The sequence below is a fragment of the Salmonella sp. NW177 genome, assembly GCF_051811585.1.
Classification (GTDB): domain Bacteria; phylum Pseudomonadota; class Gammaproteobacteria; order Enterobacterales; family Enterobacteriaceae; genus Salmonella; species Salmonella enterica.
The window spans coordinates 296,163-319,806 of the sequence record NZ_JAMMZV010000003.1 but is presented as its reverse complement, the minus strand read 5'-3'; the positions used below and the strand labels follow the sequence as shown (position 1 = coordinate 319,806).

Below are 23,644 nucleotides of genomic sequence, written 5' to 3'. Positions count from 1 at the left end.
CTTCACGCTCTCTGCTTAACCGAGACTGGCCGTTGTCGCCGACGTCAATGCGCCGTAATCATTGACGGTCTGAAATGTCACGCTGCCCTGCGCGCCAGTCGGTAAGGGAATTTGCATGTCGCTTTTTGGCGCGATCATCACGTTATCAATCTTTTTCGCGCCCACGCTGATATTGACCAGCGTGAGGTAATAAGCAGATGGGTTGGTTATCTTGAGATGGTTGCCGACACGGGAAAATTTCAGCAAGGTCGGCGCGTCTTCCGGCGTCTGCGGCAAATTCGCCGGACGCACGAACAGTTTAATGCGCGACAGAATCGCCAGTTGCAGAACGTTTTTTCCTTCAATATGACTTTTATCGACCGACGGGATGGCTTTCACGTTCATCCAGAATAACGACTCCCGATCCCCGGGTAGCGGTTGCCCGGCGTAGATAATACGCAGCGTGTTTTCACTTTTGGGCTCGCTGACGAATAAAGGCGGCGTAACAATAAACGTTTTTTCTTTCTGCCCGGCGCTATTTTCGATCCATGAATTGACGAGGTAACGTTCTTGAGTATCGCTATTACTGATTGCCAGAGAAGTCTGCTTCGCCGCCGAGGGATAAATAACGCGCGTGGCGCCTAATGCAATCCCCCCCGCCGCCTGTACGTTCAGCGAAGTAAATAACGTGAGAAGAACAATAAAGCCTACTTTTATACTATTCAGCATGGTAAAAAATACCTTTTGCATTGAGTCACGTCGGCAAGAAAATTCATGGGTAAACCAGCGTAAACCACACTTCTGAATGCATTCGTCCCGGCGTCATATTTTCTGAAATTGCCCGATAGCGGGCGGTAAAATGCAAAGTCATTTCTGACGTTAAAATGGGCGCGTAATGAAGCGGTAATGTGTTGGGTATGATTTGCCGCTGCTGGTCATCAAATAACGCCAGGCCGATTCCGGCATTACCGATACCCTCGCCGCTGGCCAGAAAAACATGGGGATCTTCCGCAGGCGTAACGCCGGCAAACGCAATGCCAACATGACGCCAGACTTCCGCGCTACAGGAGATTAACCGTAACGAAAATGGAACGCTGACGGGAGCGAAGCTGCCAGGACCGGTAAACGCATTCGTGCGGTACTGTCCCATCAGTACGCGCAAATCCTGGCTTTCAGTGGCGACAGCGCAGCCGCCATTGACCAGTTGTCCGCGCAGGTGAACACGCCCGCTCTCCACCATTACCGGCTGCGCAATAACGGGCGACATCAAAACAAGCCCCACTAGCGCCGCGCCTTTCCTTATCATCTGCTATGTTCTCTTTTATCCCCGATAGCCTCTTCCGTTGAGGCGCCTCCCTTCCCTGGCGTTCCCTGACGGGATTATTCGTATTTCATGATAAAGGTGGCGTCGGCATTAGCCTGGCCTGGCGTCGCGGCGGCGGCGGTTGCCTTATAGCGTGCGGTAAAACGCAGCGTATTGGTGCCTTCAACCAGCGCCTGCTTCGCCGAGAAGGTCGCGCCGTCCGGCTTCAACGGTGAGGAGGTGTTATCAAGAATCTCAATCCCGACGCCGGTTGCGGTAGTGCTATTGTCCGCAGAGGAGACAGCCAGCAAATTAGGGTTGGTGTTATCTGCCTGACCAGAGAAAGCCACGGCAGCGGTGGCCGCCACTTTCGGATCGCAGTCATTCAGGACGATGGAGAAAGGCACCTGCGCAGTCGTATTACCAATCGCCGTAAAGCTGGCGGTACGGTATTGACCCAGCGTCACCGTTTGATCGGCGGATTTAGTGCTGACGGCACAGGCTGCATTAACCAGTTTACCTTCGAAATGAATAGTACCGCCACTCACGCTCACCGGAGTAGGATCAGCCGCAACCGCTGCGCCAGCGACAAACATCAGACTCGCAATAGTAGAGGTCATTAATTTATGTTTCATGGATTTCCCTTGAATTACACACACCCGGTTTCGGCATCCTGTCGGCTCCGTTTGAATTATTATCGACATAGCATGTCAGAAAAGTTATCTCTGCATCCTGTAAAGATAGATATCGCAGATTAATTAGTTTTCTGTTTCTCCCCTGAGTATCAGACGCAGTAATTAATCTTTGCGAATATGACATTTCGTCACGGTAATAAATTAAACATTTCGCTAAATAAAAAATAGCCGCAAACTCTTTTAATGACCTAAGCTAATTCTTATTGGGATATAAGAAGGGTCTAATCTTATTTTGTATAAAATGTCGCATTATGCCGCCCGATGCTATTAACGACGAGGGATTACGGTAACCATAGCCAGGGTGATGAATTGTTTCTTTTTGGTTAATCATGGCGCGCTTACGGGTCACGTCTCAGCATCGGCAACGAACGGGGGAGACGTCGCGTTTGCATCGGAAACACAAACGTTAACTGACAGCGAGGCCCGCTTCTGACAAAATAGCGTTATCCCCTTTGACTTGAAGTAACAGATGGAATCTTCTCTCTGATGGCAGCAAAGATTATTGACGGTAAAACGATTGCGCAGCAGGTGCGATCTGAGGTTGCTCAAAAAGTTCAGGCACGCGTCGCAGCAGGACTTCGCGCTCCCGGCCTGGCTGTGGTGTTGGTCGGCAGCAATCCGGCCTCACAGATTTATGTCGCAAGCAAACGTAAAGCGTGCGACGAAGTGGGGTTCGTCTCCCGCTCCTATGACCTGCCAGAAACCACCAGCGAAGCCGAACTGCTGGCGCTTATCGATACTCTGAATGCAGATAACACGATTGACGGTATTCTGGTGCAGTTGCCTTTACCGGCAGGCATCGACAACGTTAAAGTGCTGGAGCGTATCGCGCCAGATAAAGACGTAGACGGTTTTCATCCTTATAATGTCGGTCGTCTGTGCCAGCGTGCGCCGCGCCTGCGTCCCTGTACGCCCCGCGGTATTGTGACCCTGCTTGAGCGTTACAATATTGATACCTACGGCCTGAATGCGGTGGTCATTGGCGCGTCCAATATCGTTGGACGCCCAATGAGCATGGAGCTGCTGCTGGCTGGCTGTACGACTACCGTTACGCACCGCTTTACCAAAGATCTGCGTCACCATGTCGAGCATGCTGATTTGCTCATTGTCGCCGTAGGTAAACCGGGCTTTATTCCCGGCGAATGGATTAAAGAAGGCGCAATTGTGATTGATGTCGGTATTAACCGTCTGGAAAATGGCAAGGTCGTTGGCGACGTCGTGTTTGACGAAGCCGCGGCGCGCGCGTCATACATCACGCCAGTACCGGGCGGCGTCGGCCCGATGACGGTCGCCACGCTTATCGAAAACACGCTGCAGGCGTGCATTGAATATCACGATCCACAAGGAAAATAATATGGCGACATTCTCTTTAGGCAAGCACCCGCACGTCGAGCTGTGCGATCTGCTCAAGCTGGAAGGCTGGAGCGAAAGCGGCGCGCAGGCGAAAATCGCCATTGCCGACGGGTTGGTGAAGGTTGATGGCACGGTTGAAACGCGTAAGCGCTGCAAAATTGTCGCCGGGCAAACCGTTAGCTTTGAAGGCCAAAGTGTGAACGTCGTGGCCTGATACAGAGTGCCGGATAGCGACGCAAAGCGTCTTATCCGGCCTGATTACGCTGTCTTTTCAGATAATCATCCACTTAATCCTCTGCGTTCCAACTGCTAGCATGGCTATTTCCCTGTGAACCATCGCTATGCCTACCGTTATCACCCACGCCGCCGTTCCTCTGTGTCTTGGCGCAGGCTTAGGCCTGAAAGTTATCCCTCCTCGCCTGCTGTTTGCCGGTGTTGTGCTGGCGATGCTCCCCGATGCCGACGTGCTGGCCTTTAAATTTGGCGTCGCCTACGGCAACGTATTTGGCCATCGCGGATTTACCCACTCTTTACTTTTCGCATTCGTCCTCCCCCTGTTGTGCGTACTCGCGGGACGACGATGGTTTCGAGCGGGGCAGGTGCGCTGCTGGCTGTTTTTAACCGTTTCATTGTTGTCGCACAGCCTGCTGGATTCGATAACCACGGGTGGGAAAGGCGTCGGATGGCTGTGGCCGTGGTCGGATGAACGTTTCTTTGCACCCTGGCAGGTGATTAAAGTCGCGCCGTTTGCGCTTTCAAGCTACATCACGCCGTATGGACACCAGGTCATTCTCTCAGAATTGCTGTGGGTGTGGTTGCCGGGAAGTATTTTAGTGTTATTTCTATGGGTACTTAAAACGCATATTAAAAGGAATCAATATGAATAAAATGACATTCGCCGCCGCGGTCATCTGTTTCTCATTTTCCCACGCCAGCTATAGCGAAGAAATGTCTGCCACTGGCTGGTATGCGGCATCGTCTGCGGTTGTCAGCGTGGGCAGTTCCGCACTGGTTAGCGGAATTATACTCTCCCCCGTACTGCTGCCGCTCAACCTGAGCATTGGATCTGTTGTCGAAAATAAAAAGCAAAAAACCGCGCTGTTAACCACTAAGTCCCCCGATAACAAAGACATTAAAATGCAAGTTCCGCTAAATGTCGTCAAAGAAGGCAACCTCAAAGCAGGTGATAAAGTCACTCTGGAAAAAACGCAGGAAGGCACCGGCGCTTATTTGAAAAAAGAGGGCAAAGTCCTTGCCCATATGGTAAATCAGGACGACGCAGGACTTTCCAGCAACCAGACGGTACCGGCCAAATGAAGCGGTTCGCGTTTGCCCTGTGGCTCAGCGCAATCTCGCTCAACGCTTATGCAGACAGTGCTAACTGTCACCAAAAAGCAAACACGCCGGAGAGCATCGCAGCGACAATGGATCAGGCGCTACAGCTCAAACAGCAGCTTAACAGTCAACCCGATCCGGTCGTCATTCTGGTTCGCCAGGGGCAAGATATGTCGAGCCGACATTTAACCTGGTCACATGCTGGCTATGCCATGCGCCAGCCAAACGGAGACTGGCGGGTTTACCATAATCTGAATACTTGCGGAACCGCTGAATCAGCGCTCTATATACAAGGTCTGTATGAGTTTCTGGCTGATGACCTGGTGAATCAGAGCATTGCCGTTTTGCGCCCGCGTTCAGATATCGCGACGGCATTACAAACGCTCTTACATAGCGCTATCAAACTCAATCTCTTCCACAGTCCCCGCTATAACCTGATTGCGTGGCCTTTTTCCGGCCCTTATCAGAATTCGAATGGCTGGCTTCTCGAAGTGTTTGCGCGAGCAAACGATGCGCAGGTTTGGTCACGTAATGATGCCCGCCGCTGGTTGCAGCTTCAGGGTTATCAACCCTCTATAGTTAGTGCTGGCACTTTTGAACGATTAGGCGCAAAACTGTTCACCCCCAACGTTTTCACCGACGATCAGCCAGCAGAATTGCTGCGAAAAGGAAATGTGGGGCTAAACAGCGGCGACAGCGTCATCCGCTTTATTGCCCGTTACAGCCGGGCAATACCCGGGTGTGAACATCAGAATCTGGGGGAGTCGGTGTGTGTTTATCTTTCGCCCGGCGCGAAAAAATAAAAAACAGGCCGTTCTATGCAAATAGAGCGGCCTGTAAAAGCGTTTACTTACGTCGCCAGGTGGTGCCCTGCGGGCCATCTTCCAGAATAATACCCATTTCAGCGAGACGATCGCGCGCCGCATCGGCGGCCGCCCAGTCTTTCGCTTTACGGGCATCCAGACGCTGTTGAATCAAGGCTTCAATTTCCGCGACTTCACCGTCATCCGCCTGCGCGCCGCTTTGCAGGAAAACATCCGGCTCCTGCTCCAGCAGTCCCAGCACGCCGGAAATCTTCCGCAGATGAGACGCCATCGCATTCGCGGCGGTCATATCTTCGCCCTTCAGACGGTTGACTTCACGCGCCATATCAAACAGGACGGAGTAGGCTTCCGGGGTATTGAAATCGTCATTCATCGCCTCCACGAAACGCGCTTCAAACGCCTCGCCGCCCGCCGGGGCCGCTGATTTATCCGTTCCACGCAATGCAGTGTATAACCGCTCCAGCGAGGCGCGCGCCTGCTTGAGGTTCTCTTCGCTGTAGTTCAGTTGGCTACGGTAATGCCCGGACATCAGGAAGTAGCGCACGGTTTCCGCATCGTAGTATTTCAGCACGTCGCGCACGGTAAAGAAGTTGCCCAGCGATTTGGACATCTTCTCGCGATCCACCATCACCATACCGGAGTGCATCCAGTAGTTGACGTATTCGCCGTCATGCGCGCAGGTAGACTGGGCAATCTCGTTTTCATGGTGCGGGAACATCAGATCGGAACCGCCGCCGTGAATATCAAAATGGTTGCCCAACTGCTTGCAGTTCATCGCCGAACATTCAATGTGCCAGCCCGGACGCCCTTCGCCCCACGGCGACGGCCAGCTCGGCTCGCCCTCTTTCGACATTTTCCACAGCACGAAGTCCATCGGGTTACGCTTCACGTCAACGACATCTACGCGCGCGCCCGCCTGAAGCTGCTCAAGATCCTGACGGGAAAGCTGCCCATAAGTCGGATCGGTCGGTACATCGAACATCACATCGCCGTTATCCGCCACATAGGCGTGCCCTTTCTCGATTAAGGTGCGGGTGAGCTCGATAATTTCCTGAATATGGTGCGTCGCACGCGGCTCGCTGTCCGGACGCAGAATATTCAGCGCGTCGAAGTCCTGATGCATTTCCGCAATCATTCTGTCGACCAGCGCGACAAAACTTTCGCCATTTTCATTGGCGCGTTTAATAATTTTATCGTCGATATCGGTAATGTTACGCACATACTTCAGCTTATAACCGAGAAAACGCAAATAGCGCGCGACAACGTCAAAAGCGACAAACGTGCGTCCGTGACCAATGTGGCAGAGATCGTAAACGGTGATACCACACACGTACATGCCGACTTCCCCGGCATGAATGGGTTTGAATTCCTCTTTTTGGCGCGTCAGTGTATTAAAAATTTTTAACATCGAAGATTCCGTATAGACGTGTGTGGGTAATAATCTCCGTATGATACATATTATTCGTAATCGAAGCAGCACACTTTGCAAGGTGATCGCAGCTTACGGTTATGCTATAACAAGCCCCTATATGTGCCCCATTGCGGGCTAAAGCACCACTCTCTTGGAACAGGATGCAAAAATGGTTACTTTCCACACTAATCACGGCGATATCGTAATCAAAACCTTTGATGATAAAGCGCCTGAAACAGTTAAAAACTTCCTGGACTACTGCCGCGAAGGTTTTTACAACAACACCATTTTCCACCGTGTGATTAACGGTTTTATGATTCAGGGCGGCGGCTTTGAGCCGGGCATGAAACAGAAAGCCACCAAAGAGGCGATCAAAAACGAAGCCAACAATGGTCTGAAAAATACCCGTGGTACGCTGGCAATGGCGCGTACTCAGGCGCCACACTCGGCTACCGCGCAATTCTTCATCAACGTGGCAGACAACGACTTCCTGAACTTCTCCGGCGAAAGTCTGCAGGGCTGGGGCTACTGCGTCTTTGCGGAAGTCGTAGAAGGTATGGACGTGGTAGATAAAATCAAAGGCGTCGCCACTGGCCGTAGCGGTATGCACCAGGACGTACCAAAAGAAGACGTCATCATTGAAAACGTGACCGTCAGCGAGTAATCGTGGCGACACTCTTTATTGCAGACTTGCATCTGCAAACGGAAGAACCGGCGATCGTCGCCGGTTTTCTGCGTTTTTTAGCCGTAGAAGCCCGTCAGGCCGACGCGCTGTATATTCTTGGCGATCTCTTCGAGGCCTGGATTGGCGACGACGACCCCAACCCGCTACATCGTGAAATGGCCGTTGCCATTAAATCGCTGGTTGATTCCGGCGTCCCCTGCTTCTTTATTCATGGTAATCGCGACTTCCTGATTGGCAAACGCTTTGCCCGCGAAAGCGGCATGATTCTACTGCCACAGGAAAAAGTGCTCGACCTGTATGGCCGCAATGTGTTGATTATGCACGGCGATACGCTCTGTACCGATGATGCCGGATATCAGGCGTTTCGCGCCAAAGTCCATAATCCGTGGGTTCAACGACTATTCCTTACCCTGCCGCTGTTTATCCGCCGCCGTATCGCCGCCAGAATGCGCGCCGGCAGCAAAGCCGCCAACAGCAGCAAATCGCTGGATATTATGGACGTCAATGCACAGACCGTCGTCGCCGAAATGGAAAAACACCGCGTACAGTGGCTGATTCACGGTCACACCCACCGCCCGGCGGTGCATGAACTTTCCGCCAACGACCAGCCCGCGTTCCGCGTGGTGTTAGGCGCATGGCATCATGAAGGTTCAATGGTAAAAGTCACGCCGGACAACGTGGAGTTAATCGCCTTCCCCCTGTAAATGTTCGTCGAATCGTCCGTTACGGCGCACACGCAACCGTTTTCCTTGCCTGATTATCATGCTATTCTTTGACACCTCAAAAGCAGCGTGTCCCGCACCACAGGAGTTTTAAGACGCATGTCTTCCCGCAATAATCCGGCGCGTGTCGCCATCGTGATGGGGTCCAAAAGCGACTGGGCTACCATGCAATTCGCCGCCGAAATTTTTGAAATTCTGGATGTCCCGCACCATGTAGAAGTGGTTTCCGCCCATCGCACCCCCGATAAGCTGTTCAGCTTCGCCGAAACGGCGGAAGAGAACGGATATCAAGTGATTATTGCCGGCGCGGGCGGCGCGGCACACCTGCCGGGAATGATTGCGGCAAAAACGCTGGTCCCGGTACTCGGCGTGCCGGTACAAAGCGCTGCGCTCAGCGGCGTGGATAGCCTCTACTCCATCGTGCAGATGCCGCGCGGCATTCCGGTGGGTACGCTGGCGATCGGTAAAGCCGGTGCCGCGAACGCCGCCCTGCTCGCCGCGCAGATTCTGGCGCAACACGACGCGGAACTGCATCAGCGCATTGCCGACTGGCGCAAAGCGCAAACCGATGAAGTTCTGGAAAATCCCGATCCGCGGGGGACGCTATGAAGCAAGTTTGCGTTCTCGGCAACGGACAACTGGGCCGAATGCTGCGCCAGGCGGGCGAACCGCTGGGTATCGCCGTCTGGCCGGTTGGTCTGGATGCAGAGCCTACCGCCGTGCCGGTACAGCAGAGCGTCATTACCGCAGAGATTGAGCGCTGGCCGGAAACCGCGCTTACCCGCGAGCTGGCGCGCCACCCGGCCTTCGTCAATCGCGATGTATTTCCGATCATCGCCGACCGTCTGACACAAAAACAGCTTTTCGATAAACTGGGACTCGCGACCGCGCCGTGGCAGCTGCTGACCAGCGCCGACGAGTGGTCCGGCATCTTTGACCGTCTGGGAGAACTGGCGATTATTAAGCGTCGCGTTGGCGGCTACGACGGTCGCGGGCAGTGGCGTCTACGCGCGGACGAAACCGGGCAACTGCCGGATGACTGCTATGGCGAATGTATTGTTGAGCGCGGTATCCATTTTTCCGGCGAAGTGTCGTTAGTCGGCGCGCGCGCTCATGACGGCAGTACCGTGTTTTACCCGCTAACGCACAATTTGCATCAGGACGGCATCTTGCGGACCAGCGTCGCGTTCCCACAGGCGAACGCCGAACAGCAGGAGCAGGCGGAATCGATGCTGTCAGCAATTATGCAGGCGCTGAACTACGTCGGCGTAATGGCGATGGAATGTTTTATCACGCCGGAAGGCCTGTTAATCAATGAACTGGCGCCGCGCGTGCATAACAGCGGACACTGGACGCAAAATGGCGCCAGCATCAGTCAGTTTGAATTGCATTTGCGCGCGATTACCGGCCTGCCGTTGCCCGCGCCGGTGATTAACGCCCCGTCGGTGATGATCAACCTGATCGGCAGCGAGCTGAATTACGACTGGCTGAAGCTGCCGCTGGTACATCTGCACTGGTATGATAAAGCGGTACGTCCGGGGCGAAAAGTCGGCCATCTGAATCTGACCGACAGCGATACGTCACGTCTTAGCGCCACCCTGGAAGCGCTCTCTCCGCTCCTGCCGGGCGAATACGCCAGCGGCATTATCTGGGCGCAAAGTAAGCTTAAATAAACAGCGTGGGCGGCGCATTCTCTGTCGCCGCCCGTCGCGATCACAGACAGATGCAGGTTCCCGCTCTGCCCGCCAGGGTATCGTCAATACGCGACAATGCGCCAATCCATGCCGGCTTTCCGCACCGCTTCACATATCCGCTTACCGCGGTCACCTTCGGTCCCATCGCGCCATCGGCTTTGGCAAACGGCGCCAGCTCATCGGGCGAAGCCTGACGAATAGCGCGCTGTTGTGGCGTTCCCCAATGTTCATACACCGCATCAGCATCCGTCAAAATGATCAGACCATCGGCCGCTATCTGCTCCGCCAGCAATGCCGCCGCCAGGTCTTTATCTATCACCGCCTCGACCCCTTCGCCCTCGCCGGCAACAGGTACCCCGCCACCGCCGCTGCAAATCACCACATGGCCCTCTTTTAGCAATAACTCAATAGCGGCGCTTTCGATAATCTGACGCGGCGCCGGGGAAGCGACGACACGGCGCAGATATTTTCCATCACGTTTCATATGCCAGCCATAAGTCGCTTCCAGCGCCATTTGCTCTTCTGGCGAATAAACGGGACCAATAAACTTTTCCGGTTCAAGAAAAGCAGGATCGTCCGCCGATACCTTTATCCGCGTTAATACCGCAGTCACCGGCGGCATATCGGGTTCAAGAGCCAGACGCTGCGCCAGCATATAGCCGATCATTCCCTGACTCTCCGCTACCAGCACATCCAGCGGATAAGGCTCAACGGCTTTCCAGGCAAGGTTCTGTAAAGCCAACAGGCCGACCTGGGGGCCGTTGCCATGTACTATCGCCAGCCGATACGAGCGGGCAAGTCGCGCCAGCGCAGGCACCGCGTCGGCAATATTGCGATATTGATTCTCTGCCGTTAGCGCTTCTCCGCGCTGCAATAATGCGTTGCCGCCAAGAGCAACTACCAACGTTTTCATTCCCTATCCTTTTACTATTTGTTGTCCAAGCCAGAACCCCAGCAGCGTATCCGCGCCAGAGGTGTGCCCCAGCGCCAGCAGTCCGTCAATCGCCGTTTCTGTGCGAGCATCTCGTCGCAGCGCATGAATAAAGTGGAGTAAAGGCGACGCGAAATAACCCATAGCCGCATAGCGTAAATAACTGACGCTCACGAGCGTCGTCGCCCGATCAAGGCTGCCGGATTGGGCAAAAAAATTACGCCCGGCGCGTTCATCTATGGCGCCAAAATACCAGGCCGCCAGCAACATTCCCGTCAGCGTGTCGTCATGACTGGGCGTTAAGCCCGGCCCTTTACCCAGCCATAGCCGCCAGTCAGTCGCAGCACCTGCAAGCGCCGACTGAAAGCAGTGACAAAACTGGCGAAGTTCCGGACATAGAGGCTGAGCTGCGGCGACGGTTAACGGCCCAAACAGCCCCGTCTCCTCACTACGCTGCATGTACGTCGCGTTAAGACGCGGCGACGCAAGATAGCGTGGAACCCGCAGCGAACAGCGCCTCTCCGGCTCGCATAAAAGAAACTCGCCAATCTGAATACCGGCAGCGGTTGACTGCGGTTTTTCGCCATCGGTGAGCACATCGCGCAAGGCGTCAAAATCGCCGCCGCGCAGTATCCACCCTCCCGGACTGAAGCCGCTCCCCCGACGGTGAAGCGTTAATAACTCACCGCTTTTCGCCACAAAATTAATAGAGCGACGCCATACCCCTGACATCTGCCAGGGTTGCCGATAATCCGCCGATTGTCGGCTTGCCATAAGAGGATGGATACGTTTCATGAGACGCTCTCTTAACTTACGCCCATGCTTTCCGCCAGCGCTTCCAGCGCCTGCTCGAAACAGGCCAGCGGCGCACGGACGGTTCCCGCGCCAATCTGACCAATTCCCGCCTCTTTATGCGCGATACCCGTGTTAATCAGCGGCGTAATTCCGGTCTCGACCACGCGGCGGATATCCAGCCCCAGACAGGCCCCCTGAAAATCCCATCCGGGGATTTGTAGCTGCATGTTGCGTTCGAGATAAATTTCAGCCATCTCTTCAGAAACAGATTTCGCCGCTTCCATTCCCCCGGCACCGACAAAACGCGTTACGCCAGGCGCGGCAATCATTGCAGCGCCGCCAATACCAAACGTTTCAGTAATGGCGCTGTCGCCCATGTCCGGGTTGGCCTGATCCTGCGAAAAACCGGTAAAAAATAGCCCCTGTGGCGTATTAACAGGCGCGGTGAACCAACGGTCGCCCAGACCGCTAACCCGAATACCAAACATATCGCCATTACGGGTCATCGCCGTCACAATACTGCCGGCGCGAATCTGCGCGCCCGCGTCCATGGCGGCTTTACAGTAGGCCATCGCCAGATTAAGGAAGAATTGATCGGTGACGCTCAGAAAATCCATCACTTCCGCTATCTGCTGCTTATCGTGTTCCAGACGGGCGATATGCGGCGCCAACGTGCGCATCAGCAATGCGGAAGAGGCGATATTGCGCTGGTGGAATTCATCTCCCATCGTAATGCCCTGCGCCATCATTGCGGTCAGGTCGAGCCCCCGCTCCAGACGTCCCAGCGCCGCGCTTAATACCGGCATCAGCACATCACGCATCCAGCGCAAACGTTGCTGAACATCCTCGCCATAGGCGCCGAAACGCATCACTTTGCCGATCCCTTCGTTGAGATTGCAGTACGCGCGATTGCCGTCGGTGATATTTTCCACGACCAGCATCGGCATACTGGCTGACGTGATACCGCCCATCGGCCCCACGGCGTTAACGTGATGGCAGGGAATAAAGTTGACCTTTCCCTGCTCTAACAGCGCGAGCGCGCTCATTTCATCTTTGGCCCATCCTTCAAACAGGCATGCGCCGATACAGGCGCCTTTCATCGGGCCGGTCATCTCTTGCCAGCGCATCGGCGGCCCGGCATGAAGAAGCGTTTTCCCCTGATTGAGCACGCTAATTAATGAAGAAGCTGGCTTCACATCCAGCCAGTGCGGACGTGCGCGACGAATTTGTTCGATGACTGCAGCGTTGGCTTGCGCCACTGATGTAAACATGGGAACCCCTTATTGCAAACGTTCTAACAGACGAGCCAGTTTTTTATTACCGCCAGCGACAGGCGCCCACTGGTAGTGCACCACGGGCATACCGGCAGCCTGTAAATCCAGCGCGAAGCTACGTAACCCGGCATTAATCACCGCTACCGCTTCCAGTAACCGGGGAGCTGATGGATGAGTTGAAGAGAGGGTAGGTCGAATCAGTTCCGCGGCCAACAGAGTGGCTTCGGGAAGAGAATCCACTACCGTGATGCCGGCATCTTCGAGCGCGGCGATTTGTTGCGAGCGGCACTGAGGATCGCGTTCCGTTCCGGTGACGGTTGCGATGGCGAACAGCGGCTGGTCGCTGGCGCGTGCGGCACATGCCTTCTGCCAGGCCTGAATCAGCGATGCGGCGGGATCGGCAGTCGCGCCAAAACCAATAACGACGTCCACTAATAACACGCGTACCTGCGGCTGTGCGCCAAGCCCGGCGATAAGCTGATTACGTAACGCCGGGTCAATCATCGGATGTGGTCGCCCAACGGTATAAAAGTCATCGCCCAGATCGATAATCTGGTGGCCGTCAGCGTCAAGCATCATGCCATGGTGATGTTCCGTATCCGCCGCGACGCCCAGATAGCCAGCCAGCAGCCCCGCCGCTTCCGCCGCCAGCGTTCCGCCGGTATAGAGACCACGAATCACGCCGCCTGTTGAAACCATTTCTTTACGCTGCGACGTCACGCGAGACAATAAACATGCCAGTCGGGCGGCTTCATCCAGCGTCGAGGCAAACCAGACGTTTTCCTCACGCGCAACGGGGGAGGAAAACCCTAAGAACAGCGCTACAACGGGTTTCCCGGTGGCTTTCATCGCCGCGATAATATGCTGACGAACCGCATCGGCAGGCGGTTTGGAGACAAAGGCCAGCACCTGGCTCTTTTCATCCGCGCTGAGTATGTCCAGTGCCGTTAGCGCGCTGATCCCACCGACCTCGGCGCTCAAATCGCGTCCGCCAAGCCCGATAGCATGGGTAATCCCTTCCCCCGCCAGCGCAATCTGTGAACAGAGCTCCTGAATACCGGTGCCGGAAGCGCCAATCACCCCGATGTTGCCCTCTGGCATGACGTTAGCGAAAGCCAGCGGCGTATTGGCGATCATAGCGGTGCCGCAATCCGGCCCCATGACCAGCAGTCCTTTATCACGCGCCCGGCGTTTTAGTCTGATTTCATCGTCCAGCGTGACATTATCGGAGAAGATCATCACGTTCAACGAACGATCCAGCGCCTGCTCCGCCAGTTCCGCCGCATATTCGCCGGCCACCGATACCAGCGCCAGATTCGCCTCTGGCAGTTTCTGACAGGCGCTTTCCCAGCGTCTGACCTGGATTAACGACTGGCTGCCGCTGCTTCCCTGCGCCAACTGCTGCAATGCTTCTTCGAGCTGTCGCACAATCACTTGCGTAATGCCGTCATCTACCGCTTCGGTACGAATCGCCACACAAATGTCATTGGGCGTTGCGCCATGAAAATCGTCATGCCAGAAACCGGTAGTTTCCAGCAGCGACTTATTCGCAGGCGTTCCCATCATTACCGATACATCATCAACATTTTCGGACTCACTCAGCTTTCGAGAAATAATCATTAAGCTGACAGAGTCCTGAAAACACCCTTTTTTAATAAAGGCGTGGATCATAACAACTCCTTAATAATTGCACCCATTGCAATTGCACGAGCAGTGTTAATGTGCGCTTCACGGTATATATCCGGGAGGGTAAATAGAGTGATTAACGTCACATCAAATTTATTAACAAAAGAATTCAAACAACGGCTAAAGGATTAGTTATGATTTTCTAAAAAAGCTTTTTATTTAAGCAAAAAGATAAAACCCGCCTGATTATCAAATAAATTCTAATTATATTTTTTTGCCTGTCTGGATCACATAATCATTTTATTTTCCCGGTATGTTAATCGCAGTCATGCTTCACACCGTCGTTAAAAAGGAAGACAGATGAAAATCAGTCGGGAAACACTCCATCAGCTTATCGAAAATAAGCTTTATAAAGCCGGACTAAAACGTGAGCACGCCGCCATCGTCGCCGACGTACTGGTTTATGCAGATGCCAGAGGTATTCACTCACATGGCGCCGTACGCGTTGAATATTATGCCGAACGAATTTCAAAAGGCGGCACCAACCGGGAGCCGACGTTCCGCATTGAGAATACCGGTCCCTGTACGGCGATACTGCATGCCGATAATGCTGCCGGACAGGTCGCAGCCAAAATGGGAATGGAGCATGCTATTGAAATAGCCAAAAAAAATGGCGTCGCGGTTGTCGGCATTAGCAGAATGGGCCATAGCGGCGCCATCTCTTATTTCGTCCGCCAGGCTGCTCGCGAAGGCCTGATCGGTCTGTCTATCTGTCAGTCCGATCCTATGGTCGTGCCGTTTGGCGGGGCGGATATTTACTATGGCACTAATCCGCTGGCCTTTGCCGCGCCGGGCGAAGGCGACGACATCATTACCTTCGATATGGCCACCACCGTGCAGGCCTGGGGAAAAGTCCTCGATGCACGGTCCCGCAATGAGTCCATTCCGGAGAGTTGGGCCGTCGATAAAAATGGCGCGCCGACACATGATCCTTTTGCCGTCAATGCGTTATTACCCGCCGCAGGCCCGAAAGGTTACGGCCTGATGATGATGATCGATATTCTGTCCGGTATTCTGCTGGGGCTGCCGTTTGGCCGCCAGGTCAGTTCGATGTATGAAGATTTACACGCCGGACGCAATTTAGGACAACTTCATCTGGTCATTAATCCGGCGTTCTTCTCTTCCTGTGAATTATTCCGCAAACATATTAGTCAGACCATGCAGGAACTCAATTCCGTGAAGCCCGCCCCCGGTTTTAAACAGGTTTATTATCCTGGACAGGATCAGGATATTAAACAGAAAAATGCCGATATGAATGGTATCGATATTGTTGATGATATTTATCAATATCTGATTTCCGATGCCCTCTATCTCAAGTCATACGAAACAAAAAATCCCTTTGCCCAATAATTATTGAAACAGGAATTTTCTATGATAAAGCATTTTCGCCACGCGATAGAAGAAACATTGCCCTGGCTCTCTTCCATTGGAGCCGATCCTACGGGTGGAATGACGCGTTTACTTTATTCGCCTGAGTGGCTGGAAACACAGCAGCAGTTTAAAAAGCGAATGGCAGAAAGCGGTCTGGAGACACGCTTTGATGACGTCGGAAATTTATATGGCCGCCTTTGCGGCACACAATTTCCGGAGCAGGTGATTTTAAGCGGTTCGCATATTGATACGGTCGTCAACGGCGGCAATCTGGACGGGCAATTCGGCGCGCTTGCCGCCTGGCTGGCGCTCGACTGGCTAAAAGCGACCTACGGCGCGCCGCTGCGCACCGTCGAGGTAGTGTCAATGGCTGAGGAAGAAGGCAGCCGTTTCCCTTACGTTTTTTGGGGCAGCAAGAACATTTTTGGCCTGGCGAATCCTGAAGAGGTACGCCATATCCAGGACGCCAAAGGCACAGGCTTTGTCGACGCTATGCAGGCGTGCGGATTTACCCTTCCCGCCGCGCCGCTCGCCGCGCGAACCGATATCCGCGCCTTTGTTGAATTGCATATTGAGCAAGGCTGCGTTCTGGAGAGCAACGGACAGTCGATTGGCGTCGTCAACGCCATCGTCGGGCAACGTCGCTACACGGTGACGCTCAACGGCGAGTCCAACCATGCAGGCACAACGCCAATGGGCTATCGTCGCGATACGGTGCATGCCTTCAGTCGTATTTGCAGTCAGTCCATTGAAAAAGCCAAACAGCATGGCGATCCCCTGGTATTAACGTTCGGCAAAGTTGAGCCGCAGCCGAATACGGTCAATGTTGTCCCTGGAAAAACCACATTTACAATCGATTGCCGGCATACGGACGCCGCCGTACTTCGCGAATTTACCGAACAGTTGGAAAACGATATGCGCGCCATCTGCGATGAAATGGATATCAGCATCGATATCGATTTGTGGATGGACGAAGCGCCGGTGCCGATGAACGCCGAACTGGTCGCGGCCCTCACCAGGCTGTGTGAAACCGAACAACTGAACTATCGCATAATGCATAGCGGCGCAGGTCATGACGCGCAAATTTTCGCGCCGCGCGTCCCTACCTGTATGATTTTCGTCCCCAGCATTAATGGTATCAGCCATAACCCGGCGGAACGTACCAACATTAATGATCTTGCTGAAGGGGTCAAAACTCTGGCATTAATGCTGCATCAACTTGCCTGGCAAAAATAAGGAGCCATCAATGGGATATCTGAATAACGTCACGGGTTACCGCGATGATTTACTGGCGAACCGCGCCATTGTGAAACACGGTAACTATGCGCTCTTAACGCCGGACGGTCTGGTGAAAAATATTATTCCCGGCTTTGAAAACTGTGACGTCACCATCCTTTCGACGCCGAAGCTGGGTGCTTCTTTCGTCGATTATCTGGTCACCTTACATCAGAATGGCGGCAACCAGCAGGGCTTTGGCGGCGAGGGGATTGAAACTTTTCTCTATGTCATTACGGGAAATATTGAAGCTAAAGCAGAAGGAAAAACATTCTCTTTAACCCAGGGCGGATACCTCTATTGTCCACCGGGCGAGATGATGACCTTTAGCAACGCTCAAACGGAAGACAGCCAGCTATTTTTATATAAACGCCGCTATACTCCTGTCGAGGGGCATGCCCCGTGGTTGGTTTCCGGCAATGCCAGCCAGCTGGAGCGTATTCATTATGAAGGCATGGAAGATGTTATTCTGCTGGATTTCCTGCCTAAAGAGCTGGGCTTCGATATGAATATGCATATTCTGTCTTTCGAACCGGGCGCCAGCCACGGCTATATTGAAACCCACGTCCAGGAACATGGCGCTTATATCCTTTCCGGCCAGGGGGTTTATAACCTCGACAACAACTGGGTGCCGGTGAAAAAAGGCGACTACATCTTCATGGGCGCTTATTCCCTGCAGGCCGGATACGGTGTAGGTCGTGGCGAAGCATTCAGCTACATCTACTCCAAAGACTGTAACCGCGACGTTATGATTTAACGGCGGACAGCCCTCCTGATTATTTTTAATTTAGCTATGTTGGATTTTGCCACGGTGAGAACCGTGGCTTTTTTTATGCTTAACGAGTCCCGATATCCTGGCCAAGTTTGATGACGCGGGCAATATTACAGGCGCTGTGGTAGAGATTTTGTTCACCGTTCGCCAGAACTTCCGGCAAAGGCGCCAGCCGCGGCAAAATACTGAATACGGCATCAATACCGTGGCGATGGACCACTTCCACGCCGTCGCCCAGTACGCCGGCAATGCCGATAACTGGGACGTGATGCCGTTTCGCCACTGACGCGACGCCTATCGGCGCTTTTCCTCCCGCTGTTTGCGAGTCGATTCGCCCTTCTCCGGTAATCACCAGCGAAGCCTCTTTTACCGCCTCCTCCAGCTTCACCGCCTGCATAACAATCTCAATACCGGGCTTCATTTCCGCTTCCAGGAAGACGATAGCGGCAATCCCCATTCCTCCGGCCGCTCCACCGCCCGGTATTTGAGACATGTCGCGTCCGGTCAGGGCATGTAAGACACGGGCATAATTACGCAATCCATTTTCCAGCGTCTCGACCATTTCAGGCGTCGCCCCTTTCTGCGGACCGAATACCGCCGCCGCGCCGCGTGGCCCCACCAACGGGTTATCAACATCACAGGCGACCTCAATACGACACTCTGAAATTCGCGGATCGCACCCCTGCAGGTCAATGCTCGCCAGGCGCGATAAATTGCCCCCTCCGGCGCCAAGCAGCATTCCCTGCGCGTCCAGAAAACGCACACCGAGCGCCTGCGCTACTCCCATTCCGCCATCCACCGTGGCGCTGCCGCCGATACCCAGAATAATATGGCGAATCCCCGCGTCCAGGGCGTGACGAATCAATTCGCCGGTGCCGAAACTGGATGCCAGCAGCGGATTACGCGCCTCGGGCGCCACCAGCATCAATCCGCTCGCCGCCGCCATTTCAATAATCGCCGTTTTGCCGTCGCCGGTCAGGCCATAAAATCCGTTTACTTTTTCCCCCATCGGCCCGCTAACGTCTACAGAAACCCGTTTCCCGCCGGTCGCTGCCACCATCGCGTCCACGGTTCCTTCTCCACCATCGGCGATCGGTAAACAGACATAGCGCGCATCAGGAAATACGGTTGAAAATCCCGCTTTAATAGCCTGACAGCATTTATCAGCGCTTAAGCTCTCTTTAAATGAATCTGGCGCAATTACAATCTTCATCATGTCTCCTTGTTTTCTCATGTTATTTAATGCGTTCCCACGGAATAAGATTTTCCATAAGCACTGCCAGTAAGATTCCCACCAGTAATCCGTTGCTAAGCAGAGGACGAATCATCAGTGGAAGATCCTGTAAATAGACCGGAGGAAGCCCCATCAAAAAAATGCCGACAAAAAGCGGTAATGCCAGGCGATAAATATTCCGCGCGGTAAACGTAATTTGCTGGCTAAAAACCAAACCGGAATAAAGTAAAGGTAAATAAGAGACCAGCATAACGGCGCTGCTGATCGCCAGTGGAATAGCGCAAAATAAGCGGGTTAACGGCGTTATAATGGCAACCAGCAGACACAGCGCGCTACCGCAGATAAAGGATTTGCGAGAACTGTCGCCGGTTTGCGTTAATAAACCAATGGAAGACACAAAAGGCGAAAAAGGCACGACCGCGAAAGGCACCGTCACTAACGTCATCAGTCCGGAAATCATAAAGCTTCGGCGATAACGAGAACTGCCCGACCCTTGATGCGGATAAAAGATATCGGTACCGCGGATGGCGCCGTAAGTGTTGCTGATGTTGACTAACCCCGTCATCACCGCCGTCACAATAATACCCGGCATCAGCGTGCCGTGGCTGCCCAGCGGAAACCATCGCCAGCTTAATTCACCCGGCGGTAAGTGTGATGAAGGAAAGCATAACCGCCATAGCCCCCACCCGACCACGGTCCCTACCAGTAACGCGTAACGGGAGATACGCTGTTGCAGGAAAATAATCATCGCGAGGATAAAACACATCACCGCGACCGCCAACCCAAAGGGGGCCAATTTGATTCTGGCGCTGGTATCGGCAATGCCAAAAGGCAGCCCCAGCATGCCTTTAAAAAATATTGAGGTCAGCTGCGCGCCCAAAAGCAGCATGAAAAAAACCATCACCGCCGGCGTAAACAGGCGAGCCAGACGGTGTCCTAAGCCGCTAATGCCGATAAATATCGTCACCATCGCGGAGATCGCGATCCCGACCGACAGGCTGGAGGCGATATCGTTCAGCGGCGTGCCGCGAGACGCCTCGCCAAGCGTAATCGTAAGAATAGCGCCCCACCACAGCCCTGTCGGCCCTTCCATAATGGCGCGGCGATGGCCGCAAAATGCCTGAGCCAGGCAGGCCAACGCGGTGGTCAAAAAAGCGTATTGTGTGAGCATTAACAAGTTATCAGCGGGAAGATGAAAAGCGGACAGCAAGGTAGGGGGAACCACAACCGTGTTACAGAAAATAAAGAAAAACCACTGAAAGCCGGACAACACACTTTCGCGGTTAATAACAGGGAACATATCCACACCTTAAAATAGAGAATGCCCGTCGTGACGACGGGCATTAAATCACACCGGATTACTGCTGATGTTTAAGGATAAACTGACCTTTTGGCGGCACAGGGAAGCCATGCTCGATGTCATAAATAACATCGCCGCGCAAAATCGTTTTGGTAATACGCGCGCCAATAGTACGGCCAACATACGGACTGACTTTATGGCGATATTCCAGATCTTCATTTTTCAGAACATAGCTGCTGTCAGGCTGAATAAAGACCAGGTCAGCATCTTTGCCGGGGGCAATACGTCCTTTATGTTTCAGACCAAAAATATCGGCGGCGTTGGTCGCCATTAATTTGCCAAACATCGGCAACGACATACCGCGTTTTTGCACCGCTTCATCAAACATGACGTCCATGCAGTTTTGCAGTCCGGCAATTCCGCCCCATGCTTGCATGATATTGCCTGCTTTCATTTCCGGAGGGCATGGAGAGTGGTCGGATACCAGGCAGTCGATTTCGCCGTTAAACAGTTTTTCCCACATCCCTTTCTGGTTTTCCTGGTCGCGAATTGGCGGAGAACATTTTGCCAGGGTGCCAATCTCTTCGAACTGATCGGTATCGAGGACAAAATAGTGCGGGCACGATTCACAGGTGACATCCTGACCTTCCTGACGCGCGCGCGTTACTTCCTCTACCCCCTCCGGGCTGCTGATATGGCAAACGTGCAGACGGCAACCTGCCGCTTTCGCCAGATACAGCACGCGACGAATGGCTTCCACTTCAGTAAATACCGGACGTGAGGCGACATAATCATGCGCCGTTACGCGTCCTTCGCGTTTAGCTTCTTCGCCCAGCTCATCACAAATCAGAGCATTTTCGCAATGTACCAGTACCGTCTGGTCCATCTCCCCCAGTTTCTGCGCGCCTTTGTAAAACTGCCAGTCATTAACGTCGCGAAAATCATTATCGATGCCACGATCGCCGCAGGTGGCGACAAAGCACTTGAAGCCGACAACGCCCACTTCGTCCAGCTCATGCAGCCGATCCAGGTTATAAGAGACCAAACCGCCCAACTGCGCGGCGTCGATGGTCAATTTACCTTTTGCCGCGTCAAACTTGAGTTCAATCGTCTCACGATCGACCGTCGCCGGCAGCTGATTGAGCGGCATCTCAATCATCGTGGTAATACCGCCTTTCGCCGCCGCGCGCGTACCGGTTTCATAGCCTTCCCAGTGGGTACGGCCCGGTTCAGAAATGTGGGTATGCGCGTCAACCATGCCCGGCGAAACGATCAATCCCGTCGCATCCAGCACATTTTTCGCTTCCCCCAGGTTCTCGCCAATCGCGGCGATTTTTCCGCCCTGGACGGCGATATCGATAACTCTCGCTTCGTTTTCTAAGATGACAGTACCGTTCTTAATAATTAAATCAAAAGACATAACAAACTCCTTGTATGGATACAGATAGTTTTTAAATAGCGCACACTTCATTAAATACGCTTAATGCTTTTTCAATATTTAACCTACGAGTTTTTGCTCTCCTGTATTTTCAAAACCCGTGCGTTTCTTCAATAGCGCATAAGCAACGAACGCAACTATTACGCCTACAAACCAGGACACGCGGGATAAAGGCTCCATAAATGGTATAAACTTGCCGCCTAATGACAGAATGACTGCGACCAGGGTGACTGAAAATGCAGTCAGGTTAAATCCATTATCATAATATTTGTAATCACCGCTGGCGGTGTACAGCTCATCAAGATTAATTTTTCCACGCATTACCACAAAATAATGAGCTAACATTACGCCGATTACCGGGCCAAGCATACCGCCGATAATATCGAGGAACAGATAAATACTGTCCTGATTCTCCATTAATTTCCATGGGCAAATCAGTAGACTGATAATACTGGCAATCATTACGCCATTTTTATAGTTAAGCTTTGTCGGGGCAAGCGCCGCAATTTGATACCCCGCAGGTATAATATTACCGGTGGCGTTGGTTGAAATTGTCGTCATCAGAATCACCAGCACCGCAAAGAATGAAGCAAACAGGCTGTCCCAGCGCTGCACAATATCCAGCACGTTCCAGGTATCCATACCATAATGAATACTGGCTCCGGCAATAATGCACACGCTGGCTACGGCGAATAATATATACGCTACGATAAGCCCCAGCGTTTGTCCCAATGCCTGAGCGCGAAATGAATGCGCGTTTTGCGTGAAATCGGACGCGCTTACCGCTGGCGCAGCCCAGACGGCGACTACGGCGTTAATCACCACCAGGAACAGAAAGCCGCTGTGCTCTGCTTTTTGCACGCCTGAAGGCAGATAGTCCAGAATCGGGCCAATGCCGACCAGCGATATTGCCCAAATAGCCATGCCGCCAAAGACAATGTAAATACATGGATTGAGGATAGCGGTAAATTTATTTAATACTTTACCACCGCCAAAACCGATGCCAACGTTAATAATCCAAAAAATTAGAAAAGTAATTAGTCCTGGCAGTGAAAGACCCAGCAGCTTGAAATCTCCGCCTAATGTCAGAAATCCTGGCCAGATCTTCCCAATCAAAATAAGAAATGCCAGCGATCCCGCGTAACACTGCAAGCCGAACCACATAATTGCCGCGATTCCCCCTCGTAATAATCCAGGGAATAGCGCGCCGCGGACGCCGTAAGAACCTCGCAATATCATAGCAAAAGGAACGCCATATTTGCTGCCTGCCGCGCCATTCATTACCATCGCTGCCGCAATAAATAATGCGCTGATAATAATGGCCAACATGATATTAAATGTTGATAGCCCCAGTATAAAAAAACCGCCGACCATAACGTAATTTGGCACGTTATGTACAGATCCCATCCATAAGGTGAAATAGTTAAATGCTTTCCAGTTTCGTTGGGTTTCTGTTTTAGGTAATAAGTCTTCGCTATAACCGCGCTGCTGGTATAGCTCTCTTTGATGTTCCATAAATCCCTCTTTTCACGCATCGGATAACGTTGTTATGGGTTTAGCTATGAGG

Annotated in this window: 24 protein-coding genes; 12 read left to right on the top strand and 12 right to left on the bottom strand. The window is 53.1% G+C overall.

Annotation, left to right across the window (positions count from 1 at the left end):
- Window positions 1-15 precede the first annotated feature (15 nt).
- The 3 genes from fimC to fimA all read right to left on the bottom strand — a co-directional run bounded on the left by fimC (window position 16) and on the right by fimA (window position 1,917).
- Window positions 16-708: a type 1 fimbria chaperone FimC gene (fimC, locus tag NA986_RS11845; RefSeq protein ID WP_001675699.1), complete on the bottom strand. Its 693-nt coding sequence runs from the start codon at window positions 706-708 to the stop codon at window positions 16-18.
- Window positions 709-751: 43 nt separating this feature from the next.
- Window positions 752-1,285 carry a type 1 fimbrial protein subunit FimI gene (gene fimI / locus NA986_RS11840; RefSeq protein ID WP_023216259.1) on the bottom strand — a complete coding sequence of 178 codons (534 nt, stop codon included), beginning with the start codon at window positions 1,283-1,285 and terminating at the stop codon, window positions 752-754.
- Window positions 1,286-1,359: 74 nt separating this feature from the next.
- Complete coding sequence (fimA, locus tag NA986_RS11835; protein ID WP_000681031.1) at window positions 1,360-1,917, bottom strand: type 1 fimbrial protein subunit FimA; 558 nt, start codon at window positions 1,915-1,917, stop codon at window positions 1,360-1,362.
- Window positions 1,918-2,463: 546 nt separating this feature from the next.
- Here fimA and folD point away from each other — a divergent pair.
- The 5 genes from folD (at window position 2,464) to NA986_RS11810 (ending at window position 5,468) form a co-directional block, all read left to right on the top strand.
- A complete protein-coding gene (gene folD, locus NA986_RS11830; RefSeq protein WP_000729165.1) occupies window positions 2,464-3,330 on the top strand; it encodes a bifunctional methylenetetrahydrofolate dehydrogenase/methenyltetrahydrofolate cyclohydrolase FolD in 867 nt (288 codons plus the stop codon).
- 1 nt (window position 3,331) lies between these two features.
- Window positions 3,332-3,544: a ribosome-associated protein YbcJ gene (gene ybcJ, locus NA986_RS11825; RefSeq protein ID WP_000190280.1), complete on the top strand. Its 213-nt coding sequence runs from the start codon at window positions 3,332-3,334 to the stop codon at window positions 3,542-3,544.
- 127 nt (window positions 3,545-3,671) lie between these two features.
- Entirely contained in the window at window positions 3,672-4,217 is a 546-nt protein-coding gene (locus NA986_RS11820; RefSeq protein WP_001143571.1) for a metal-dependent hydrolase, read from the top strand.
- Entirely contained in the window at window positions 4,210-4,647 is a 438-nt protein-coding gene (locus NA986_RS11815) for an STM0539 family protein (RefSeq protein WP_001038574.1), read from the top strand. Before NA986_RS11820 ends, NA986_RS11815 begins: the two co-directional genes overlap by 8 nt.
- The gene (locus NA986_RS11810; protein WP_023203763.1) at window positions 4,644-5,468 is read left to right on the top strand and encodes a DUF2145 domain-containing protein; all 825 of its coding nucleotides are present in this window, start codon (window positions 4,644-4,646) and stop codon (window positions 5,466-5,468) included. Before NA986_RS11815 ends, NA986_RS11810 begins: the two co-directional genes overlap by 4 nt.
- Window positions 5,469-5,511: 43 nt before the next feature.
- Here the strand turns inward: NA986_RS11810 and cysS are convergent, their stop codons facing one another.
- Window positions 5,512-6,897, bottom strand: coding sequence for a cysteine--tRNA ligase (cysS, locus tag NA986_RS11805; RefSeq protein ID WP_000912376.1), 1,386 nt, complete (start codon window positions 6,895-6,897; stop codon window positions 5,512-5,514).
- Window positions 6,898-7,069: 172 nt separating this feature from the next.
- Between cysS and ppiB the strand changes: the two genes are divergently transcribed.
- From ppiB to purK, 4 genes are all read left to right on the top strand, one after another.
- Window positions 7,070-7,564: a peptidylprolyl isomerase B gene (gene ppiB / locus NA986_RS11800; RefSeq protein ID WP_000255991.1), complete on the top strand. Its 495-nt coding sequence runs from the start codon at window positions 7,070-7,072 to the stop codon at window positions 7,562-7,564.
- A gap of 2 nt (window positions 7,565-7,566) precedes the next feature.
- Entirely contained in the window at window positions 7,567-8,289 is a 723-nt protein-coding gene (lpxH, locus tag NA986_RS11795; RefSeq protein WP_000212284.1) for a UDP-2,3-diacylglucosamine diphosphatase, read from the top strand.
- Window positions 8,290-8,406: 117 nt separating this feature from the next.
- Entirely contained in the window at window positions 8,407-8,916 is a 510-nt protein-coding gene (gene purE / locus NA986_RS11790; protein WP_000098736.1) for a 5-(carboxyamino)imidazole ribonucleotide mutase, read from the top strand.
- Window positions 8,913-9,980 (top strand): 5-(carboxyamino)imidazole ribonucleotide synthase, encoded by a 1,068-nt coding sequence (purK, locus tag NA986_RS11785; RefSeq protein WP_000815601.1) that lies wholly within the window; start codon window positions 8,913-8,915, stop codon window positions 9,978-9,980. The genes purE and purK overlap by 4 nt, the downstream gene beginning before the upstream one ends.
- A gap of 40 nt (window positions 9,981-10,020) precedes the next feature.
- Here purK and NA986_RS11780 read toward each other — a convergent pair whose 3' ends face one another.
- From NA986_RS11780 to NA986_RS11765, 4 genes are read right to left on the bottom strand one after another with little or no spacing between them, the layout of a single operon-like run.
- Window positions 10,021-10,914 carry a carbamate kinase gene (locus NA986_RS11780; RefSeq protein WP_000855337.1) on the bottom strand — a complete coding sequence of 298 codons (894 nt, stop codon included), beginning with the start codon at window positions 10,912-10,914 and terminating at the stop codon, window positions 10,021-10,023.
- A 3-nt stretch (window positions 10,915-10,917) separates the two neighbouring features.
- Window positions 10,918-11,727 (bottom strand): DUF2877 domain-containing protein, encoded by an 810-nt coding sequence (locus NA986_RS11775; protein ID WP_000821191.1) that lies wholly within the window; start codon window positions 11,725-11,727, stop codon window positions 10,918-10,920.
- Between the two features lie 11 nt (window positions 11,728-11,738).
- Complete coding sequence (locus tag NA986_RS11770) at window positions 11,739-12,998, bottom strand: DUF1116 domain-containing protein (RefSeq protein ID WP_000495330.1); 1,260 nt, start codon at window positions 12,996-12,998, stop codon at window positions 11,739-11,741.
- A gap of 9 nt (window positions 12,999-13,007) precedes the next feature.
- Window positions 13,008-14,672: an acyl-CoA synthetase FdrA gene (locus NA986_RS11765; protein ID WP_000580922.1), complete on the bottom strand. Its 1,665-nt coding sequence runs from the start codon at window positions 14,670-14,672 to the stop codon at window positions 13,008-13,010.
- A gap of 315 nt (window positions 14,673-14,987) precedes the next feature.
- Between NA986_RS11765 and allD the strand changes: the two genes are divergently transcribed.
- The 3 genes from allD to allE are packed head-to-tail and all read left to right on the top strand — an operon-like array spanning window position 14,988 to window position 18,090.
- Window positions 14,988-16,037, top strand: a complete 1,050-nt coding sequence (allD, locus tag NA986_RS11760; RefSeq protein WP_000703936.1) for an ureidoglycolate dehydrogenase AllD — start codon at window positions 14,988-14,990, stop codon at window positions 16,035-16,037.
- Window positions 16,038-16,058: 21 nt separating this feature from the next.
- Window positions 16,059-17,294, top strand: coding sequence for an allantoate deiminase (allC, locus tag NA986_RS11755; RefSeq protein ID WP_000589769.1), 1,236 nt, complete (start codon window positions 16,059-16,061; stop codon window positions 17,292-17,294).
- A 10-nt stretch (window positions 17,295-17,304) separates the two neighbouring features.
- Entirely contained in the window at window positions 17,305-18,090 is a 786-nt protein-coding gene (gene allE / locus NA986_RS11750) for a (S)-ureidoglycine aminohydrolase (protein ID WP_000540985.1), read from the top strand.
- A 79-nt stretch (window positions 18,091-18,169) separates the two neighbouring features.
- On the opposite strand, the gene glxK is transcribed toward allE, so the two are convergent.
- From glxK to NA986_RS11730, 4 genes are all read right to left on the bottom strand, one after another.
- On the bottom strand, window positions 18,170-19,318 hold the full coding sequence (glxK, locus tag NA986_RS11745) for a glycerate 3-kinase (protein WP_000706327.1): 1,149 nt from the start codon (window positions 19,316-19,318) through the stop codon (window positions 18,170-18,172).
- Between the two features lie 22 nt (window positions 19,319-19,340).
- Window positions 19,341-20,639 (bottom strand): uracil/xanthine transporter, encoded by a 1,299-nt coding sequence (locus NA986_RS11740; protein WP_000484499.1) that lies wholly within the window; start codon window positions 20,637-20,639, stop codon window positions 19,341-19,343.
- 58 nt (window positions 20,640-20,697) lie between these two features.
- Entirely contained in the window at window positions 20,698-22,059 is a 1,362-nt protein-coding gene (allB, locus tag NA986_RS11735) for an allantoinase AllB (protein WP_000006865.1), read from the bottom strand.
- 78 nt (window positions 22,060-22,137) lie between these two features.
- Window positions 22,138-23,592: an allantoin transporter gene (locus NA986_RS11730; protein ID WP_017441717.1), complete on the bottom strand. Its 1,455-nt coding sequence runs from the start codon at window positions 23,590-23,592 to the stop codon at window positions 22,138-22,140.
- Window positions 23,593-23,644: the final 52 nt, after the last annotated feature.